Below are 18,481 nucleotides of genomic sequence, written 5' to 3'. Positions count from 1 at the left end.
GGGGTCCTCCTACATTTCCGTCATCTTGATGAGTATCCGGCCGGTCGCCGGGTCGACCGTCTTGCTGTGGACGAAGAAGTTGGTCCCGGACGCGAACAGCACCTCGTCGGGCGTCCCGTACTCGCTGTAGTCGCGGCCGGTCTTGCTGACGATCTGGAACTCGACCTCCGAGTTCTGCACGGTGAGTTCGTTGACGCCCTTCGGATTGGTACTGGCCGAAGTGAATCCCAGCTCGGTGACGGGCTGGTCCTGTTGGTACCGGGCAAGCTGTTCGGGGGTCAGGTTGGTATGCCGGCTGACCAGGCCCTCGTGGGCGGGCATCTTTCCGAGCGCCTCGTTGAGCGCGTCGATCTGGCGCTGCTGGTCGGCGGTCGGTGTTTCCCCGGAGCGCAGGATATCGGTCAGCGATCGGCCCCGAAGGTCACTCGGGCCCTGGAGCAGTGCGCGGCGATCATCGTCGCTCAGGCTTGCCGCCTTCGGTGTCGTGACCCCGTCACCCTTGCCTCGCAACCGTTCGAAGAGTTCGGTGATCTCCTGTTTGGCCTTCGACATGGCGGCCGCGGCATCGTCGGCCAGACCTTTCAGCTGCAACGCTTTGCGGGCTCGCCATGCCGTCACCGCGGCTTTGATCGTCACCGACCATCGACGAGCCGACTCCACCGCCTTGGCGCCGGCGATCAGGCCGCCGACGCCGGTCAGGCAGGTGGCGATCACCGTGACGGCAGCGTCGATGGCGGCGTCGGTGATGATCGCCTCGATGAACCCCTTGATCTCCTCGCGAAGTTCCTGGATCGCGCCTCGGTAGTCGAGACACGACGTACTGATCTGCGTGCACGTGGTGAGCAACGCCCCGATCGATTTCTCGATCTTCTTCAGGTCTTCCCGGACCTGCATCGCGTCGGTGGAGGTGACCCCGTCGAACAGACCGGCGGCGATCGTGATCTTGTCCTTGGCGTTCGTGTTCTGGTAGATCGTGCCGAGCCGGTCCCACGCCTCCGCCGCTTTGGTGAGCGTGTCGGTATTACCGTCCGGAAGTGGACAGTTGATCGCATCGAGAACGTCGATGGCCGTCTGCGCCAGACCCTGCGGTGTCCCGCCCGCCGCCGACGCGGGCAGCGCGTAGGGCCCGAACGTGGCGGTCGACGCCGAATCTGCGGGCCTCGTCGGTTGTTCTGTACCCTTGATCGCGGCGTCGGACTTCGCGTGTTCGAAACCGATGTCGTTGAGCGCCGTGCCGTAGGCACGCAAGGTCGAATACGTCTGCCCGTAGAACGCGACGGCATCCCGCGCGGACTGGTCGTAGGACGCCGCCCACGCTCGGCCGTCTTCGTCGCGGCCCGCCATCATCCCGTAGCCGTTGAGCTCACCGAAAACGTAGGTGAAGCTGTCGAACAGAGACGCGGCGGCATCGAAGCAATTGGTGGCAGCCTGGTAGTAGACCTTGGGATCGACGTCGAGCTTGGTGACCGTCGGCGTCATACGCCCAGGATCTTCAACGTCGCCGACGCCGCGTCGGTATAGCTCTGGTGTGCGGTCTTCGCCGCCGCTTCCAACGCCGCCAGGCCCTCCTGCATATCGGTGACCCCGGCCCGCCACTCCGTATGCGCCTCGCTGTAGGCCGTGGCCGCCGCACCGGACCACACGCCCTCGACCTCCTTGGCCTTGGCATCGAGCGCGGTCAGCACATCGGCGACAGCGGACATGTACCCACGCATCCGCGCGGTCAACTGTTCGAGCTGGTCGAGATCGACCGAGAACGCGGGAGGTTCAGTCGTCATCAGAGGTCGGCTCCGCACTCACAGATTCAGCGTGTAGGTCGCCGCGGCATTGGACTCGTCGACCTGCGCGAGGGTTTCCGCGGTGATCCCCAGCTTCTCGGCCAGTTCGAACAACGCGTCCCACACCTGATCGGCACCGAGATGGAACTCCTCCCACCCCGCGGTGAACACACCGGCGTTGTTCCCGGTCCAGGTCTCGATCGTGGCCCGCAAATCGGTCACCAACGAGGCGTACCCGGCCTGGCATTCCTGCGCCACCTGATAGGCCACCCGCCCCAGCGCTCTGACTTCTTCGGGCTCGACCGAAACCGTCGAAGGATCGCCCCCAGCCATCGAATCCTCCGTCGAATGTCCCCGGTGACGGGTTCCGGTCACCCGTCCATCCCCGGGGAACGGTAATCCCGTCGGCTACAGACGGCAAACGTGACCGCGCTGCTAGCGTCCAGGGGCTTGTCGGTGGGGCGGTGCACACTGAACGCTATGGATCGGTTCTCGCCCGCTACCGCGCAGTGGTTCGACGGGGCCTTCGCCGGGCCCACGTCGGCCCAGCTCGGGGCGTGGCAGGCGATCGCGGACGGGGAGCACACGCTGGTCGTCGCGCCCACCGGGTCGGGGAAGACGCTCTCGGCGTTCCTGTGGGCCATCGATCGGCTGGCGACCCGGCCCGCACCGGAACCGGGGACGCCGCGCGGGACGTCGGTGCTGTACGTCTCGCCGCTCAAGGCGCTGGCGGTGGATGTCGAGCGGAATCTGCGGGCGCCACTGGTGGGGGTCACGCAGACCGCGAAGCGACTGGGGCTGGACCCGCCGGAGATCTCGGTGGGGGTGCGCTCCGGCGACACCACGCCCGCGCAGCGGCGGGCGATGCAGCGGACGCCGCCCGACATCCTCATCACCACGCCGGAGTCGCTGTTCCTGCTGCTCACCTCGGCGGCCAGGGAGAGCCTGGCCCAGGTCGGCACGGTGATCGTCGACGAGGTGCACGCCATCGCGGGCACCAAGCGCGGCGCGCACCTGGCCTTGTCGCTGGCCCGGCTGGATCAGCTGACCGAGCGGCCGGCCCAGCGGATCGGCCTGTCGGCGACGGTGCGCCCGCCCGAGGAGGTCGGCCGATTCCTGGTGGGCTCGGCGCCGATCACCATCGTGCGCCCGCCCGCGCCGAAGACCTTCGACCTGTCGGTGCGCGTCCCGGTGGCCGACATGACCGATCCGGGCGATTCCGAGCAGCCGGGGTCGATCTGGCCGCACGTCGACGAGGCCATTGTCGACCTGGTGCTCGAACACCGGTCCTCGATCGTGTTCGCGAACTCGCGCAGGCTCGCCGAACGGCTGACCGCGCGGCTCAACGAGGCCTACGCGGCCAGGCTGGGCGAGCCGGTGGACACCGAGCACGCGCCACCCGCCCAGCTCGGCCCGTCCACCGAGGTGATCCACGGCGCCGACCAGCTGCTGGCCAGGGCCCACCACGGCTCGGTCAGCAAGGAGCAGCGCGCGCTCATCGAGGACGACCTCAAGAGCGGCCGACTGCGCTGCGTGGTGGCCACCAGCAGCCTCGAGCTCGGCATCGACATGGGCGCGGTCGATCTGGTGGTGCAGGTGGAGGCGCCGCCGTCGGTGGCCAGTGGGCTGCAGCGAGTCGGCCGCGCCGGGCACCAGGTCGGCGAGGTCTCGCGCGGCGTGCTGTTCCCGAAGCACCGCACCGATGTCATCCACTGCACCGTCGCGGCCCAGCGGATGCTGGCCGGTGAGATCGAGATGCTGCAGATCCCCGCGCATCCACTCGATATCCTGGCCCAGCAGACGGTGGCCGCCTGCGCGCTCGAACCGATCGATGTCGACGGCTGGTTCGATATCGTCCGCGCCACCGGCAGTTACGCGAACCTGCCCCGCTCGGCCTACGAATCCGTGCTCGACCTGCTGGCGGGCCGCTACCCGTCCGACGAGTTCGCCGAACTGCGACCGCGCGTGGTCTGGGACCGCGACGCGGGCACCCTCACCGGCCGTCCCGGCGCGCAACGCCTCGCCGTCACCTCCGGCGGCGCCATCCCCGATCGCGGCATGTTCGCGGTGTTCATGGTGGGCGAGAAGGCTTCCCGGGTGGGCGAACTCGACGAGGAGATGGTCTACGAGTCGCGCGTGGGCGACGTCTTCGCGCTCGGCGCGACCAGCTGGCGGATCGAGGAGATCACCTTCGACCGGGTGCTGGTCTCGCCCGCCTTCGGACTGCCCGGCCGGCTGCCGTTCTGGCACGGCGACAGTTTGGGTCGTCCGGCCGAATTGGGCACCGCCCTGGGCGAATTCGTGCGCACGGCGGGTCAGGTGTCGGCCGACGACCTGTCCCGGATCGTCGCGGACATGGGCATCCGGCCGCCCGGATCTGCTGCGTCACAGGACAATTCGATGACGTCCTCCGCGCTCGCCGAGCCCGCGGCGAACGGCGGCGTGCAGAAGTCCGCCCGCGCGCGTTCGACGAAGCGCGCGCAGACCCCCGACGCCGCCGCCCGGCTGGAACAGCTGGTCCGCACCGCGGGCCTGGACCAGAACGCGACGGCGAACATGGTCGGCCTGCTCGAGGAGCAGCGCACCGCCACCGGCCAGCTCCCCACCGACCGCACCCTGATCGTGGAGCGCTTCCGCGACGAGCTCGGGGACTGGCGACTGGTCTTACACTCCCCCTACGGCACCCCGGTGCACGCACCGTGGGCACTGGCCGTCGGGGCCCGGCTCCAGGAACGCTTCGGCATCGACGCGGCGCCGACCGCGTCCGACGACGGCATCGTGGTGCGCCTGCCCGACACCACCGACGACCCGCCCGGCGCCGAACTGTTCGCCTTCGAACCCGACGAGATCGACGACATCGTCACCGAGCAGGTCGGCGGCTCCGCGCTGTTCGCCTCCCGCTTCCGCGAGTGCGCGGCCAGGGCGCTGCTGCTGCCGCGCCGCGACCCGGGCAAGCGCGCACCGCTGTGGCAGCAGCGGCAGCGCTCGGCCCAATTGCTGGATGTGGCACGCAAATTCCCGGATTTCCCGATCCTGCTGGAAACCGTGCGCGAATGCCTGCGCGATGTCTACGACCTGCCGTCCCTGCGCGAGCTGCTGACCAAGCTCGCCCGCCGCGAGGTGCGGCTGATCGATGTCGAGACCGCCAGCCCGTCCCCGTTCGCCAACGCCCTGCTGTTCTCCTACATCGGCCAGTTCCTCTACGACGGCGACAGCCCGCTGGCCGAGCGCCGCGCCGCCGCCCTGGCACTGGACTCGAGCCTGCTGGCCGAACTCCTCGGCCGCGTCGAACTGCGCGAACTGCTCGACCCCGCCGTCATCACCCTCACCGAACGCGAACTCCAGCGCCTCACCCCCGAACGCTGGGCCCGTGACGCCGAGGGCCTGGCCGACCTGCTGCGCCTGCTCGGCCCGCTCACCCCCGCCGAAGCCGCCGCCCGCTGCGTGCGGCGCGGTGACACACCAGCTTCCGCGCTCGAAAGCCCGTCCGTCGAGGCAGGCCGGCCCGATGCGGCCGCGGACCTCGCCTTGCCGATCGCCGAGGCCGCTGACTCGGCCGCCGCGCACACCGACGTGCTCGCCGACTCCGACGCACCGACCTGGTTCGCGGAACTCCGGCACGCCCATCGCGCGCTGGAGGTTTCCTTCGCGGGCCGCACCTGGTGGGTGGCGATCGAGGACGCCGCCCGCCTGCGTGACGCGCTCGGTGTGCCGCTGCCGATCGGGGTGCCCGCCGCGTTCATCGAACCCGTCCCGGACCCGCTCGGCGACCTGGTCGGCCGCTACGCCCGCACCCACGCACCGTTCAGCACCGCCGATGTCGCGGCGCGCTTCGGCCTCGGCTCGGCGGTCGCGGCCACCGCGCTGCATCGGTTGCTGGCCGAGAAACGTTTGGTGGAGGGCGAATTCACGCCCGCGACGGCTGGCACCGAATGGTGCGACGCGCAGGTGCTGCGCCGGTTGCGCCGCCGCTCGCTGGCTGCCGCACGGCACGAAGTCGAGCCGGTGTCGACCACCGCGCTCGGCCGCTTCCTCCCTGCCTGGCAGCACGTCGGTTCCGGTGAGCTGCGCGGAATCGACGGGGTCGCCACGGTGGTGGAACAGCTCGCGGGCGTGCCGATTCCGGCGTCGGCCTGGGAATCGCTGATCCTGCCGATGCGCGTGCGCGACTACTCCCCCGCCATGCTGGACGAGTTGATGGCCAGCGGGGAGGTGATCTGGTCCGGGCACGGCGCGATCACCGCCCGCGACGGCTGGATCGCGCTGCACCTGGCCGACCAGGCCCCGTTCACCCTGCCGCCGCCCGACGACATCGATCCCACCGACCTCCAGCTCGGCCTCCTGGCGGCGTTGGGCGCACCGCTGGAGCCGTGGCCGCCGCGCGCCGCGCAACCACCCACGGTCGACCTGGACGCACCGGCGGCCTCCGGGCCCGCCGGATCCGGTGCCGGGCCGATCGATCCGCCCACCGCCCACCTCACCACCCATGGCGACCGCACGCCCCGCGCGGACGCAGGCGATCCGGCCGCCGTGCCCGCGAGCCCGGATTCCCCGCGCCGCCTACCGCCCACCCTGCACGGCGGCGGCGCCTACTTCTTCCGCCAGCTCTCCGACGCCACCGGCCTGCTCGACGACAAGGCCGTCGGCGAGGCGCTGTGGCAGCTGGTGTGGGCCGGTTACGTCTCCGGCGACACCTTCGCCCCCGTGCGCGCTCTGCTCTCCGGCACCGCCCGCAGCACCACCGCCCATCGCACCCCGCGCCGGGCTCCCCGCGGCCGCGCCTACCTGCCGCGCCCGGCGATGCCGACCCGCAGCGGTCCGCCGACTCTGGCCGGGCGCTGGTCGATCCTGCCGGAACGGGTGCAGGACAACACCTTGCGCGCCCACGCCACCGCCGATCAACTCCTCGAACGCTACGGCGTGCTGACCCGGGGGTCGGTCCAGAACGAGGGCGTGCCCGGCGGTTTCGCGCTGATGTATCGAGTGCTCACCGAGTTCGAGGACCGCGGTCGTTGCCGCCGTGGCTATTTCGTCGACACGCTCGGCGGCGCGCAGTTCTCCACCACCGACACCGTCGACCGGCTGCGCTCCTTCGACACCGACCGCACCGCCACCCGGCCCGGCGTCGCGGTGGCCCTGGCCTCCTGCGATCCGGCCAACCCGTACGGCGCCGCGCTGCCGTGGCCGAAGGGTGACGCCGAGGGCGGCCACCGGCCCGGCCGCAAGGCGGGCGCCCTGGTGGTGCTGGTCGGCGGCGAGCTGGTGCTGTACGTGGAGCGCGGCGGCAAGACCCTGCTCAGCTTCACCGAGGACCCCGGACTGCGGCGGCTGGCCGCGACCGCGCTGGCCGGGCTGGTGCACGATCGCCGGGTCGACGGCCTGGTGATCGACAAGATCAACGGAGAGACCGTGCACGGCAACACCTTCGCCGATGTCCTGGTCGAGTCCGGGTTCTCGATGACCCCGCGCGGCCTGCGGCTGCGCAGGCAGGTGTAGCCGGATGCCCGAGGGCGACACCGTCTTCCGCGCTGCCGAGCGCCTGCGGACCGCGCTGGCCGGGCGCACCCTCACCCGCAGCGACTTCCGGGTGCCCCGATACGCGACGGTCGACCTGGTCGGCGACCTGGTCACCGAGGTCGGCAGCTACGGCAAGCACCTGTTCATCCGCACCGACCGCGTGAGCATCCACACCCATCTGAAGATGGAGGGTGTCTGGCGGATCTTCCACCACGGCCAGCGCTGGACGAAACCGCCGGTCACCGCCCGGCTGGTGCTGGCCAACGACGAGTTCGAGGCGGTCGGCTTCGAACTCGGCAAGGTGCAGGTGCTGCCGCGGGCCGAGGAACACACCGTCATCGATCACCTAGGTCCCGACCTGCTCGGCCCGAACTGGGACGCCGCCGAGGCCCTGCGCAGGATCAGCGAGTATCCCCGCCGCCCCATCGGCCTGGCCCTGCTCGATCAGCGCAACCTGGCGGGCATCGGCAACATCTACCGCAGCGAGATCTGCTTCCTGCGCCGCGTCCACCCCGCGACCCCGGTCGGTGACATCGGCGACCTGCCCGCCCTGGTCGACGAGTCCCACCGCGTGCTCGGCAAGGCCGCGCACCAGCCGCCCTGGCGCGCGATGGCCTACGGCCGCACCCGCCGCCCCTGCCCGCGCTGCGGCACCGCGATCGTTTCGCGGCTGCTCGGCGAGGACGACCCCGCCGATCGCATCACCCGGCGTGAACGCGGCATCTACTTCTGTCCTCGCTGCCAACCCGAACCAACTAACTAGACCGGTCGTCATACTCGAGCTACGCTGAGCCGGTGACCCCACGCACGGACTCCCGGCAGCGTTTCCTCGACGCCGCCGCCGACCTGTTCCACACCCAGGGCTACCACGCCACCGGCGTCAATCAGCTGGTCAGCGCGGGCGGCGCGCCCAAGGGCTCGTTCTACTTCCACTTCCCCGGCGGCAAGGAACAGCTCGCCGCCGAGGCCATCGCCCAGTCGTCCGACACGCTGCGGACGCTGCTCACCGACGCGCTCGCGGCCGGCGATATCGACGGCGTCTTCGCCGCCCTCGCCACGATGCTGACCGACTCGGACTTCCAGCGCGGTTGCCCGATCGCCACCATCGCCCTCGACGCGGGCGTCGACAGCGAACCGATCCGCGAAGCCTGCGTCACCGGCTTCGACTCCTGGCGCACCGCCATCGACGAGTTCCTGCGCGCCAAGGGAATTCCCGACGACCGCGCCGACCAGCTGTCCACGGTGGCCCTGGCCATGCTCGAAGGCGCACTCCTGCTCGCCCGCACCCGACGTGACCTCACCCCTCTGCGCGCGGTGGCCGACCACCTGCGCGCCACCCTCGAACAGGAGCTCTCCTGATGCGTCTGCACCACCTCGACGGCGGCACCATGCGTCCTTTCGGCGGCCGTCTGCTCGACGGCGTCGGCGGCCTCGCCCGCCGAGCCGAAATGGTCTGCCACTGCGTCCTCGTCGAACTCGACGACCGGCTGGTACTGATCGAGACCGGCATCGGCGAAGGCGCGGTGCGCCGTCCCGACGCCTGGCTCGGCCGCCGCTTCATCCGGCTGACCCGTCCCGTCCTCGAGCTCGAGGGCACCATCGCGCGCCGGATCGAGGCATTGGGCTTCCGCCGCGAGGACGTCACCGACATCGTGCTCACCCACCTCGATCTCGACCACGCGGGCGGTCTCGCCGAATTCCCCCAGGCCACCGTGCACGTCTACGGCGAGGAACTGCGCGCGCTCGAGGGCCATTTCGGTCCGCGCGAGAAATTCCGTTATCGCACGGCGCAATTCGAGCACAAGCCGCGCTGGGCGAGCTACGACGAACTCGGTGAGCCGTGGTTCGGCTTCGGCGCGGTGCGCCAATTGCGCGGCCTGCCGGCCGAACTGCTGATCATCCCGCTGGCCGGGCACACCCGCGGCCACGCGGGCATCGCGATCGACACCGGCGCCGGCTGGAAGTTCGCGGTCGGTGACGCGTACTTCCATCCCGGTCAGCTCGATCTCGGGCACCCGCACCAGCCACCCGGCGCCGCGCTGTTCGAGCGCCTGGTGCAGACCGTCGGGTCCGACCGGATCGACAATCAGGAGCGGCTGCGCGAACTGCTGCGTGGGCACGGCGACGACGTCGAGGTGTTCTGCGCGCACAACGCGGTCGAACTGCGCGCGTTGCAGAAGGCCACCGTCTAGCGGTCACCGCTCCTGCGGTACCGGCTCGAGCAGCTGCGGGCGCGGTTCCGGCGCCGCCGCCCGCAGCGCGTCGGCGGAGATGTCGTCGGGCTGGGTCTGTGATTCGATCTCGGCCCGCACCCGCGCCTGATACATGGTCACCTCGCGGTCGATATCGTCGGCGTCCCAGCCCAATACGGGCGCGACCAGGTGCGCGACCTGCTCGGCGCAGTGCGCGCCGCGATCGGCGTACTCGATCGAGATGCGGGTGCGACGGGCCAGGATGTCGTCGAGATGCAGCGCGCCCTCGGCGGCGGCCGCGTACACCGCCTCGACCTGGAGGTAGGCGGGCGCGTCGGTGATCGGTTGCAGCAGTTCGGGTCTGCCCGCCGCCAGGGACAGCACCTCGTCGACCACCGAGCCGTAACGGTCGAGCAGGTGCGTCATCCGGTACGGGTGCACGCCGTAGTGCTCGGCCAGCTGCACGGTCTGGTTCACCAATGCGAAGTAGCCGTCGGCCCCGATCAGCGCGACCTTCTCGGTGATCGACGGCGACACCCGGGCCGGAATGTCCTGCGCCGCTTCGTCCATCGCGTCGGCGGCCATCACCCGGTAGGTGGTGTACTTGCCGCCGGCGATGCTCACCAGGCCGGGCGCGACGCGGGCCACCGCGTGTTCACGCGACAGTTTGGAGGTCTCGTCGCTCTCCCCGGCCAGCAGCGGCCGCAGGCCCGCGTAGACGCCGTCGATGTCGGCGTGGGTGAGCGGGGTCACCAGCACCTCGTTCACCCGGTCGAGCAGGTAGTCGATATCGGCCTTGGTGGCGGCGGGGTGGGCGAGGTCGAGTTTCCAGTCGGTGTCGGTGGTGCCGACGATCCAGTGCGCGCCCCACGGGATGACGAACAGCACCGAGGTGGTGGTGCGCAGGATGATCGCGGCGTCGCTGACGATGCGGTCGCGCGGCACCACGATGTGCACGCCCTTGGACGCGCGCACATGGAATCGGCCGCGTTGCCGCGACAGGCCCTGCACCTCGTCGGTCCACACGCCGGTCGCGTTGATCACCACATTCGCGCGCGCCTCCCCGGTGCGCCCGTCCTCGGTGTCGCGCAGCTTCACCCCGACGACCCGGTCGGCCTCCCGCAGGAATCCGACGACCTGGGTGGAGGTGCGGATGACCGCGCCGTAGTGGGCGGCGGTGCGGGCCACGGTCATGGTGTGCCTGGCATCGTCGACGACGGTGTCGTAGTAGGTGACACCGCCGATCAGCGCGTCCCGGCGCAATCCCGGAGCCAGCCGCATCGCGCCGTGCCTGGTCAGGTGACGCTGTCCCGGAACCGATTTGGCGCCGCCCATGGTGTCGTAGAGGGTCAGGCCCGCGGCCACGTACGGCCGCTCCCACACCCGGCGGGTCAGCGGGTACAGGAACCGCAGCGGCTTCACCAGATGCGGCGCCAGGGTCGACAGCGCCAGCTCGCGTTCCTTCAGCGCCTCCCGGACCAGACCGAACTCGAGCTGTTCGAGATAGCGCAGGCCGCCGTGGAACATCTTCGACGACCGGCTCGACGTCCCCGAGGCCAGATCGCGGGCCTCGACGAGCGCGACCGACAGGCCACGGGTCGCGGCGTCGAGCGCGATACCGGCTCCGACCACGCCCCCGCCGACGACCAGCACGTCGAACTGGTCCTTGCCGAGTCGTTCCCAGGCGGCGCGACGCTGGTCGGGGCCGAGCTGACCGGGCCCGAGCCGCTGACCGCCCGCGACCAGTTCGCCCGGGCGCAGGAACGGAAACTCCGGTGTCTGCGACATGCTCGACTCCTCGCCGCCGACCGAGGACGGTCGGAATCTCCCGACAGTGGGTCGACGCCGTGCACGGTCCCGGCGCCGCTGCGTACAGGCTAAACGTAGTGCCTTCGCGGCGCGCGGGACGTTCACCGCGGGGTGTGGCAGCGAATTCGGCGCGGAAAACAGCCGGGAGCGCGCGGCGGTGTCTTCGCGACGAAGCGGCAGCGTCGCCGGTCCGGGGTTCGGTAGCCTGCATCAATGCGTCGCTATGTGGCCGCCATCGATCAGGGCACGACTTCGAGTCGCTGCATCGTCTTCGACCGGCAGGGCCGGATCGTCGGGACCGCGCAGCGGGAGCATCGCCAGATCTTCCCGAAGCCGGGGTGGGTCGAACACGATCCGGCGGAGGTGTGGCGCAATACCGAATGGGTGCTCGGCGCGGCGCTGGGCAACGCCGGCTGCTCGGCCGGTGACCTCGCCGCCATCGGCATCACCAACCAGCGCGAGACCACCGTCGTCTGGGATCGCGCCACCGGCGCACCGGTCTACAACGCGATCGTCTGGCAGGACACCCGCACCGATCAGCTGTGCGCCGAACTCGCCGGTGATCAGGGCCCGCAGCGCTACGCCGAACGCACCGGCCTGCCGCTGTCCACCTATTTCGCCGGTCCGAAGCTGCGCTGGATCCTCGACAACGTCGCCGGTGTCCGCGCCCGCGCCGAGGCCGGTGACCTCTGTTTCGGCACCATGGACAGCTGGGTGCTGTGGAAGCTGACCGGCGAGCACCTCACCGACGTCACCAATGCCTCGCGCACCATGCTGATGGATCTGCGTACGCTGCAATGGGATTCGGCGATCTGCGCCGAGTTCGACATCCCGATGTCGCTGCTGCCGCGGATCCGCAGCTCTTCGGAGGTCTACGCCGAGATCACCGCGGGACCGTTCGCCGGGGCGCCCGTGGCAGGCATTCTCGGCGACCAGCAGGCCGCCACCTTCGGCCAGGCGTGCCTGTCGCCCGGCGAGGCCAAGAACACCTACGGCACCGGCAATTTCATGCTGCTCAACACCGGCACCACCCCGGTGATCAGCAAGCACGGCCTGCTCACCACCGCGTGCTATCAGCTCGGCGACCAGCCCGCCGTCTACGCACTGGAGGGGTCCATCGCCGTCACCGGTTCGCTGGTGCAGTGGTTGCGCGACAATCTCGGCATCATCTCCTCGGCGGAGGAGGTGGAACCGCTGGCGCGCAGCGTCGAGGACAACGGCGGCGCCTACTTCGTCCCCGCCTTCTCCGGGCTGTTCGCCCCGCGCTGGCGGCCCGACGCCCGCGGTGTCATCGCGGGCCTGACCCGGTTCGTCACCAAGGCCCATTTGGCCAGGGCCGCATTGGAATCCACCGCGTTCCAGACCCGCGAGGTCGTCGACGCCATGCGCGCCGACGCCGGCGCCCAGCAGCTCGATCTGGAACTGACCACGCTCAAGGTCGATGGCGGCATGACCGGCAACGACCTGCTCATGCAGTTCCAGTCCGACATCCTCGACGTCCCCGTGGTCCGCCCGGTGGTCCGCGAGACGACCGCGCTCGGCGCCGCCTACGCGGCGGGCCTGGCCGTGGGCTACTGGTCCGGCCTCGACGACCTGCGCGCCAACTGGACCGCGGATCACACCTGGACGCCCACCATGTCCGAGGACGAGCGCATCCTGCGCTACGCCGAATGGAACAAGGCGGTCGAACGCACCTACGGCTGGGTCTGAGGACTCAGAGCGCACGCCCCAGCCGGGCCACGGCCTCGGCCAGGGTCGCCTCGTCCGAGGTGGTGAAGCACAGCCGCATCGACGAACGGTAGGCGTCGGAGACGGCGAAGGCCGCGCCGGGGACATAGGCCACGCCGACGTCGAGGGCCGCGGGGAGCAGGTCCGTGGTGTCGGTGCCGTCGGTGAAGTCGACCCAGACGAACATGCCGCCCGTCGCGTCGGTGCTGCGCACCCGCTCGCCGAAAGTGTCGCGCACCGCCGAGACCAGCGCACGGGCCCGGCTGCCGTAGGCGGAGCGCACCGAATCGACGTGGGCGGCAAGCCAATCGGTGTCGGTCAGCAAGTCGGTGGCGATCTGGTGGGTGAGGGCCGAACCGCACAGATCGGCGCCCTGCTTGAGCAGTTCGACCGCGCGACAGACGTGGTCGGGCGCGACCATCCAGCCGACGCGCAGGGCGGGAGCCAGGATCTTGGAGGTACTGGAGAGCCGGATCACCTGCGGCGAGTAGCTCGCGACCGGATCGGGCGCGGGCCGGTCGAACCAGAGCTCACCGTACGGGTCGTCCTCGATGACCCAGAAGCCGTGCGCCTCGGCGAGTTCGGCGAGGCGGCGGCGGCGTTCGGGGGCCAGCGTGACCCCGCCCGGGTTGTGGAAGTTGGACACCGTGTGCACGACGGCGGGGCGCTCCCCGGCGGCGAGCAGGTCTTCCAGCACGTCGACGCGCATGCCGTCACCGTCGAGCGGCACCGCGACGATTCGCGCGCCCGCGGCCCGGAACACCTGCAGCGCACCGACATACGCGGGATCCTCGACGATCACCAGCGCACCCGGATCGAGCAGCACCTCGGCGAGCAGCGAGAGCGCCTGCTGCGAGCCGTGGGTGATGAAGACTTCCCCGAGCGGCACCGCGCGGCCGATCCGCGCGGACTCGCGCGCCGCGATCACCTCACGGAGTGCGGGCCAGCCCGGCGACTCGGTGTACTGCAGGGCCGCGGCGTCGGTGAGCGCGGCCTGCGCGGCGGCGGCGATGCGCTCGCGCGGCATCAGCGCCGCGTCGGGCAGCCCGCCCGCGAGGCTGATGATGTCGGCGCGCGCCGTGAGCTTGAGCAGGTCCCTGATCGCCGAGCTCTGCAGGCCCGCGAGCTTGCTCGCCAGTGCTGGAGTTGTCGACAACATGGAAACCTCCCGGGAACGCCACGGAACCGCAATCATCCCACGATTGCATACCGTTCGCCAGGATGTGAAATAGAGATCCCAGATTATGGGACCGCTATCGCGCCGTAATCGACTTGACCTGCCATTTCCCATCGGTGTTGGTGGTGACGATCTCCTGCTTGTAGACGATCGCCGAACCATCGGGATGCCATTCGCGCAGTTCCACGTCGTAGCGGCCGACGGCGGTCTCGCGCATCTTCACGCAGTGTTTGGACCCAGTGGGGATCAGCTCGTCGATCGCCTTCTGGATCGTCTCGGCGGTGGAGATGTTCTCGGCGTCCGGCGCCACGTAGTCGCGCACCTTGGCCCCGGACCGGTCGACGTAGAAGGCGTACTGGAAGCCCAGGATGGCCTTCGAGCCGGACGAGGTGTCCCCCGGGCCGTTGCCGACGGTGACGGCCTGCTCGGCCACGGCCTTGCATTCGGTGGGCGAGGCGATCGACGGAATCGGGGCGGCGGTCACGCCGGGGTCGCTGCCACCACCGCGCTTGACCAGGGCGATCGTCAGGATCAGCGCGACGACGAGCAGCACCGCGGCCGCCGCGCCGCCGATGATCCAGCGCAGGCGGCGCTTGTCGATGTCCGGCTTCTCGCTGACCGGCGTCACCGGGGTCTTCGGCGCGAGGCGACGGGCGATCGGGTCGTCGGCCCAGGACAACCCGGGCTCCGACGGCGGCTTCGGGACCGCGCCGCCCTCGTCGGGGCTGTTCCACCAGGCCTTGTCGTCGGCCTTGGGCTCCTCGGTGATCGGCGCGCGCACCGGCTCCGGCGCGGGCACCCGCACGGTCTCGGGGGCGGGGGCGTCGACGGGCGCCTGGGCGCGCGGCGTCGGCCGCTCGCGGCGGATCACCTCGGTGTGCTCACGACCCGAGGTCACCGGCACCGAGTCACCGAACGGCGAACCGTCCCGGCGCGGCAGTTCACCGGTGAAACGGACCGTCTGGTCTTCCGATGGCGCGCTCATGCGCGGATCGGGGGCGCCGAACGGCGAGGGCGCCTGCGGCGGCACAGGCGGCGGGGTGGCCACGGCGTCGCCGAAGACCGAGGTGGGCGCGGCGGGCTGTACCGGCGGACGCGGGGGCATCGTCGGCGGCGGCGGGACGGGCGGCTGTCCGGCGATCGGCGCGCCGAACGGACCGGGCGCGGCGGCCGGACCGGACGGCGGCGCGGCCGGTCGCCAGCCCATCTCCGGGTGGCCGCCGGGCGGCGCGGGCGGCGGGGCCGCGGCGAGCGGACCACCGAAACCGGTGGTCACGTCGTCGACGGGCGGCCCGAAATCGCCTACGGGAGGACCGAATCCGGCGGCGGGTGGTGTGCCGCCGCGCTCGTTGTCGTCACCGTCGGTGCCCAAATCCAATCCTTTCCCCAGGACACACGTGTGGGGCGGTCGCCATCCGACCGCCCCACACGACGTACTGCGTGTCAGTACTGGAGCGAGCCACCCCACTGGGTGGTGACACCTGCGACGTTCACCGTCTGAAGCAGCTCCCCCGGCACCGGAAGTGTAGCCTTTGCGGCCGCTTCGATCGCGGCGGCGCCACCCGGCTGCGCCTTGATCCAGTTCTCGACCGCCGCCTTGGCCAGGTTGGCCTGGGTGGTGTCGAGGACGGTCACGGTGGTGTTGTCGGCCCGGCCGTCGCCACCGTTGTAGGTGGTGACCTTCACCGAGTTCTCGCCGATGTACTCGACCGAGACGCCCGCGTCACCGAAACCGGTCGGCGTGCGGTAGCCGACAGTGCCGACGTAGCCGGAGGCGTTGTTGTAGTGGTGGGTGTTGACCACACCGGGCAGCACGCCGCCGCCGTCGATGGAGACGCCGACTTCCTGGTGCGGGCCCTCCATCTCGACGACCGGCGCGGCCGGGGCGTCGGTGAAGTGCGGCGCCTGCCAGGTGGGCGTCTGCACGAGCTGGTCGGAGCCCTCGCCCTCGGTGGCCGTGCCCTGATCGGACGGCACGCTCGGCTGGGTCTGCGACGGCTGACCCTGCGACTGCTGACCACCGGGCGTGGTACCCGGCTGACCCGGGGTGGTGCCCTGCTGGCCGGGCGTGGTGCCCTGCTGGCCTGGAGTGGTCTCCTCCTGCGGGGTGGTGCCCGCGCGCTCCGGCTGCACGGCCGGCTGCGCCTGGCCGCCCTGGCCGGTCTGACCCGGCACCGGCAGCGGCGCGACGCGCGGGCTGGTGACGCCCGGCTGGCTCGGGGTCGGGGTGGCAGGCGTGGCCTGACCCGGCTGACCCGGCGCGGGGCTGGTCACGCCCGGCTGGGCCGGGGTCGGCTTGGTCTGACCGGGCTTGGTCTCGCCCGGCTTCACGTTCTCCGGCGTCTCCGGCTGCGTCTGCTCGGGGCCGCCGGTCTCCGGCGCCTCCTCCGAGGGCTGCTGGGTGCCCGGCTGCGCAGGCGCCGGGGTCGCGGGAGTGGTCGGCTGGTCACTGGGGACCGCGCCGGCCGGAGCCGCGAGAATGGTTGCCACGGCAGCCGCAGCGGCCAGGGGCAACGACGTGCTGGCCATCGCTCGCTGCGCCCGACTCGGCTTACGATGCTTCACTTTTCGCTTATCCCTTTCCCGGAGGGAATCCCCCACTGCTCCACCACGCGACCACTTCTGATCGCGCCTCGGCCGTGAGTCAACCACATGAGCGCGGGACAGGCAACGCAGCAGTAAGTTTCGCACCGCTGCCGCTCCGCCTGCGGAAACACGCTCCGGGACCCCCGCGCGGAATCGACGACCACCGTTGTCGAACAAGACAATTCGAAACCTCGCCGTTCAGTGATCCGACTCACATTCCGGCGCGGCCGCTCAGTCCAGGTCGTCGTGGCGCATCAGCAAACGCCCGGCTTCGGTGACCGAACCGGTCAGCGACGGATACACCGAGAACGTCTGCGCGAGATCGGTGACGGTGAGGTTGTTCTGCACCGCCAGCGCGATCGGCAGGATCAGCTCCGAGGCGATCGGCGCGACGACCACACCGCCGATCACCACGCCGGTCGCCGGGCGGCAGAAGATCTTGACGAAACCGCGCCGCAGCCCCGACATCTTCGCGCGCGGATTGGTGTTCAGCGGCAGCATCACCGTGCGGGCGGGCACCTCGCCGTTGTCGATGGCGGTCTGGCTGACGCCGACGGTCGCGATCTCCGGGCGGGTGAACACCGCCGAGGCCACCGTCTTCAAGCGGATCGGGCTCACGCCCTCGCCCAGCGCGTGATACATCGCGATGCGGCCCTGCATGGCGGCCACCGAGGCCAGCGGCAGCAGGCCGGTGCAGTCGCCCGCCGCGTAGATGCCGGGCACCGAGGTGCGCGAAACCCGGTCGACGCGAAGGTATCCGCCGCGATCGAGCTCGATGCCGACCCGGTCCAGGCCCAGGCTCTGCGTGTTCGGGGTGGAACCCACGGTCATCAGCGCGTGCGAACCCGTCACGGTACGGCCGTCGGACAGCTTCACCACGATGCCGTCGGCGGTGCGCTCCACCGCGTCGGCGCGGGCGTGCTTGACCAGTTCCACGCCGCGCTCGGCCAGCGCGTCCTCCAGCACGAGCGCCGCGTCGGCGTCCTCGCCCGGCAGCACGCGGTCGCGGCTGGAGACCAGCTTCACCCGCACGCCCATCTCGGTGTAGGCGGAGACGAACTCGGCGCCGGTGACGCCGGAACCCACCACCACCAGCGTCTCGGGCAGTTCCTGCAGGTCGTAGAGCTGGCGCCAGTTCAGGATGCGCTCACCGTCGGGCTCGGCGCCGGGCAGCACGCGCGGGCTGGCGCCGGTCGCGATCAGCACGACCTCGGCCTCGAACTCCTCGGCGCTGCCGTCGGCCAGCGTGGCCCTGACGCGGTGCGCCAATCCGGCGGCGGGACCGACCAATTCGCCCCGGCCCGCCAGCAACTGCACCCCGGCGGCCTGCAGCTTGGCGCGGATGTCGGCGGACTGGGCCAGCGCGAGCGCCTTGACACGGCCGTTCACCTCGGGCAGGTGCACCTGCGCCTGGCTGGCGTCGAGGGTGATGCCCAGATCACGAGCCCGGCGCAGGTCGGTGCGCAGACCGGTGGAGGCGATGAAGGTCTTGGAGGGAACGCAGTCCCAGAGCACGCACGCGCCGCCGATGCCGTCGGCGTCGACCAGGGTGACCGAGGCCCCGTGCTGGGCGGCCACCAGCGCCGCCTCGTATCCCGCCGGTCCGCCACCGATGATCGCAATCCGTGCCACAGCCACGCTCCCTGTATTCGCCTGATCAGCCGCGTCCCTTGTGAGGACCCGTCCGTACTGTC

Annotated in this window: 13 protein-coding genes; 5 read left to right on the top strand and 8 right to left on the bottom strand. The window is 70.8% G+C overall.

All coding sequences use genetic code 11. The annotated features are described in order from the left end of the window. Window positions 1-9: 9 nt before the first annotated feature. From Q7X29_RS33165 to Q7X29_RS07740, 3 genes are all read right to left on the bottom strand, one after another. Window positions 10-1,344, bottom strand: a complete 1,335-nt coding sequence (locus Q7X29_RS33165) for a WXG100-like domain-containing protein (protein ID WP_449411938.1) — start codon at window positions 1,342-1,344, stop codon at window positions 10-12. Between the two features lie 131 nt (window positions 1,345-1,475). Further along, window positions 1,476-1,778 (bottom strand): WXG100 family type VII secretion target, encoded by a 303-nt coding sequence (locus Q7X29_RS07745; protein ID WP_218720904.1) that lies wholly within the window; start codon window positions 1,776-1,778, stop codon window positions 1,476-1,478. 18 nt (window positions 1,779-1,796) lie between these two features. Beyond that, the gene (locus tag Q7X29_RS07740) at window positions 1,797-2,111 is read right to left on the bottom strand and encodes a WXG100 family type VII secretion target (RefSeq protein WP_218720903.1); all 315 of its coding nucleotides are present in this window, start codon (window positions 2,109-2,111) and stop codon (window positions 1,797-1,799) included. A 147-nt stretch (window positions 2,112-2,258) separates the two neighbouring features. On the opposite strand from Q7X29_RS07740, the gene Q7X29_RS07735 reads away from it, so the two are divergent. From Q7X29_RS07735 to Q7X29_RS07720, 4 genes are read left to right on the top strand one after another with little or no spacing between them, the layout of a single operon-like run. Further along, window positions 2,259-7,274 carry an Lhr family ATP-dependent helicase gene (locus Q7X29_RS07735; RefSeq protein WP_316573641.1) on the top strand — a complete coding sequence of 1,672 codons (5,016 nt, stop codon included), beginning with the start codon at window positions 2,259-2,261 and terminating at the stop codon, window positions 7,272-7,274. Between the two features lie 4 nt (window positions 7,275-7,278). After that, a complete protein-coding gene (locus Q7X29_RS07730; protein ID WP_218720901.1) occupies window positions 7,279-8,058 on the top strand; it encodes a DNA-formamidopyrimidine glycosylase family protein in 780 nt (259 codons plus the stop codon). Between the two features lie 32 nt (window positions 8,059-8,090). Beyond that, window positions 8,091-8,654, top strand: a complete 564-nt coding sequence (locus Q7X29_RS07725; RefSeq protein ID WP_218720900.1) for a TetR/AcrR family transcriptional regulator — start codon at window positions 8,091-8,093, stop codon at window positions 8,652-8,654. After that, window positions 8,654-9,487, top strand: coding sequence for an MBL fold metallo-hydrolase (locus tag Q7X29_RS07720; protein ID WP_316573640.1), 834 nt, complete (start codon window positions 8,654-8,656; stop codon window positions 9,485-9,487). The genes Q7X29_RS07725 and Q7X29_RS07720 overlap by 1 nt, the downstream gene beginning before the upstream one ends. 3 nt (window positions 9,488-9,490) lie before the next feature. On the opposite strand, the gene glpD is transcribed toward Q7X29_RS07720, so the two are convergent. Continuing rightward, on the bottom strand, window positions 9,491-11,275 hold the full coding sequence (gene glpD / locus Q7X29_RS07715) for a glycerol-3-phosphate dehydrogenase (protein WP_316573639.1): 1,785 nt from the start codon (window positions 11,273-11,275) through the stop codon (window positions 9,491-9,493). 234 nt (window positions 11,276-11,509) lie between these two features. Here glpD and glpK point away from each other — a divergent pair, with 234 nt between their 5' ends. Next, complete coding sequence (gene glpK / locus Q7X29_RS07710) at window positions 11,510-13,006, top strand: glycerol kinase GlpK (protein ID WP_316573638.1); 1,497 nt, start codon at window positions 11,510-11,512, stop codon at window positions 13,004-13,006. A 4-nt stretch (window positions 13,007-13,010) separates the two neighbouring features. Here the strand turns inward: glpK and Q7X29_RS07705 are convergent, their stop codons facing one another. The 4 genes from Q7X29_RS07705 to Q7X29_RS07690 all read right to left on the bottom strand — a co-directional run bounded on the left by Q7X29_RS07705 (window position 13,011) and on the right by Q7X29_RS07690 (window position 18,419). Beyond that, a complete protein-coding gene (locus Q7X29_RS07705) occupies window positions 13,011-14,183 on the bottom strand; it encodes an aminotransferase-like domain-containing protein (RefSeq protein ID WP_316573637.1) in 1,173 nt (390 codons plus the stop codon). 94 nt (window positions 14,184-14,277) lie between these two features. Next, window positions 14,278-15,573, bottom strand: coding sequence for a hypothetical protein (locus Q7X29_RS07700; RefSeq protein ID WP_316573636.1), 1,296 nt, complete (start codon window positions 15,571-15,573; stop codon window positions 14,278-14,280). Window positions 15,574-15,644: 71 nt separating this feature from the next. Beyond that, window positions 15,645-16,730, bottom strand: coding sequence for a hypothetical protein (locus tag Q7X29_RS07695; RefSeq protein ID WP_255587498.1), 1,086 nt, complete (start codon window positions 16,728-16,730; stop codon window positions 15,645-15,647). Window positions 16,731-17,018: 288 nt separating this feature from the next. After that, a complete protein-coding gene (locus Q7X29_RS07690; protein WP_218717702.1) occupies window positions 17,019-18,419 on the bottom strand; it encodes an NAD(P)H-quinone dehydrogenase in 1,401 nt (466 codons plus the stop codon). Between the last annotated feature and the right edge of the window lie 62 nt (window positions 18,420-18,481).

This window comes from Nocardia canadensis, from assembly GCF_032656385.1.
GTDB classification, from domain to species: Bacteria; Actinomycetota; Actinomycetes; order Mycobacteriales; family Mycobacteriaceae; genus Nocardia; species Nocardia canadensis.
Note: the sequence above shows the minus strand (reverse complement) of the source record. Positions and strands in the feature narration are given on the sequence as shown.

What these genes read in the sequence shown, in the direction of transcription:
- Q7X29_RS33165 (WP_449411938.1), bottom strand. Translation starts at nt 1,344, where the DNA reads ATGGCGGGCCGCGACGAAGACGGCCGAGCGTGGGCGGCGTCCTACGAC.
- Q7X29_RS07730 (WP_218720901.1), top strand. Translation starts at nt 7,279, where the DNA reads ATGCCCGAGGGCGACACCGTCTTCCGCGCTGCCGAGCGCCTGCGGACC.
- Q7X29_RS07745 (WP_218720904.1), bottom strand. Translation starts at nt 1,778, where the DNA reads ATGACGACTGAACCTCCCGCGTTCTCGGTCGATCTCGACCAGCTCGAA.
- Q7X29_RS07720 (WP_316573640.1), top strand. Translation starts at nt 8,654, where the DNA reads ATGCGTCTGCACCACCTCGACGGCGGCACCATGCGTCCTTTCGGCGGC.
- Q7X29_RS07705 (WP_316573637.1), bottom strand. Translation starts at nt 14,183, where the DNA reads ATGTTGTCGACAACTCCAGCACTGGCGAGCAAGCTCGCGGGCCTGCAG.
- Q7X29_RS07735 (WP_316573641.1), top strand. Translation starts at nt 2,259, where the DNA reads ATGGATCGGTTCTCGCCCGCTACCGCGCAGTGGTTCGACGGGGCCTTC.
- glpD (WP_316573639.1), bottom strand. Translation starts at nt 11,275, where the DNA reads ATGTCGCAGACACCGGAGTTTCCGTTCCTGCGCCCGGGCGAACTGGTC.
- glpK (WP_316573638.1), top strand. Translation starts at nt 11,510, where the DNA reads ATGCGTCGCTATGTGGCCGCCATCGATCAGGGCACGACTTCGAGTCGC.
- Q7X29_RS07740 (WP_218720903.1), bottom strand. Translation starts at nt 2,111, where the DNA reads ATGGCTGGGGGCGATCCTTCGACGGTTTCGGTCGAGCCCGAAGAAGTC.
- Q7X29_RS07695 (WP_255587498.1), bottom strand. Translation starts at nt 16,730, where the DNA reads ATGGCCAGCACGTCGTTGCCCCTGGCCGCTGCGGCTGCCGTGGCAACC.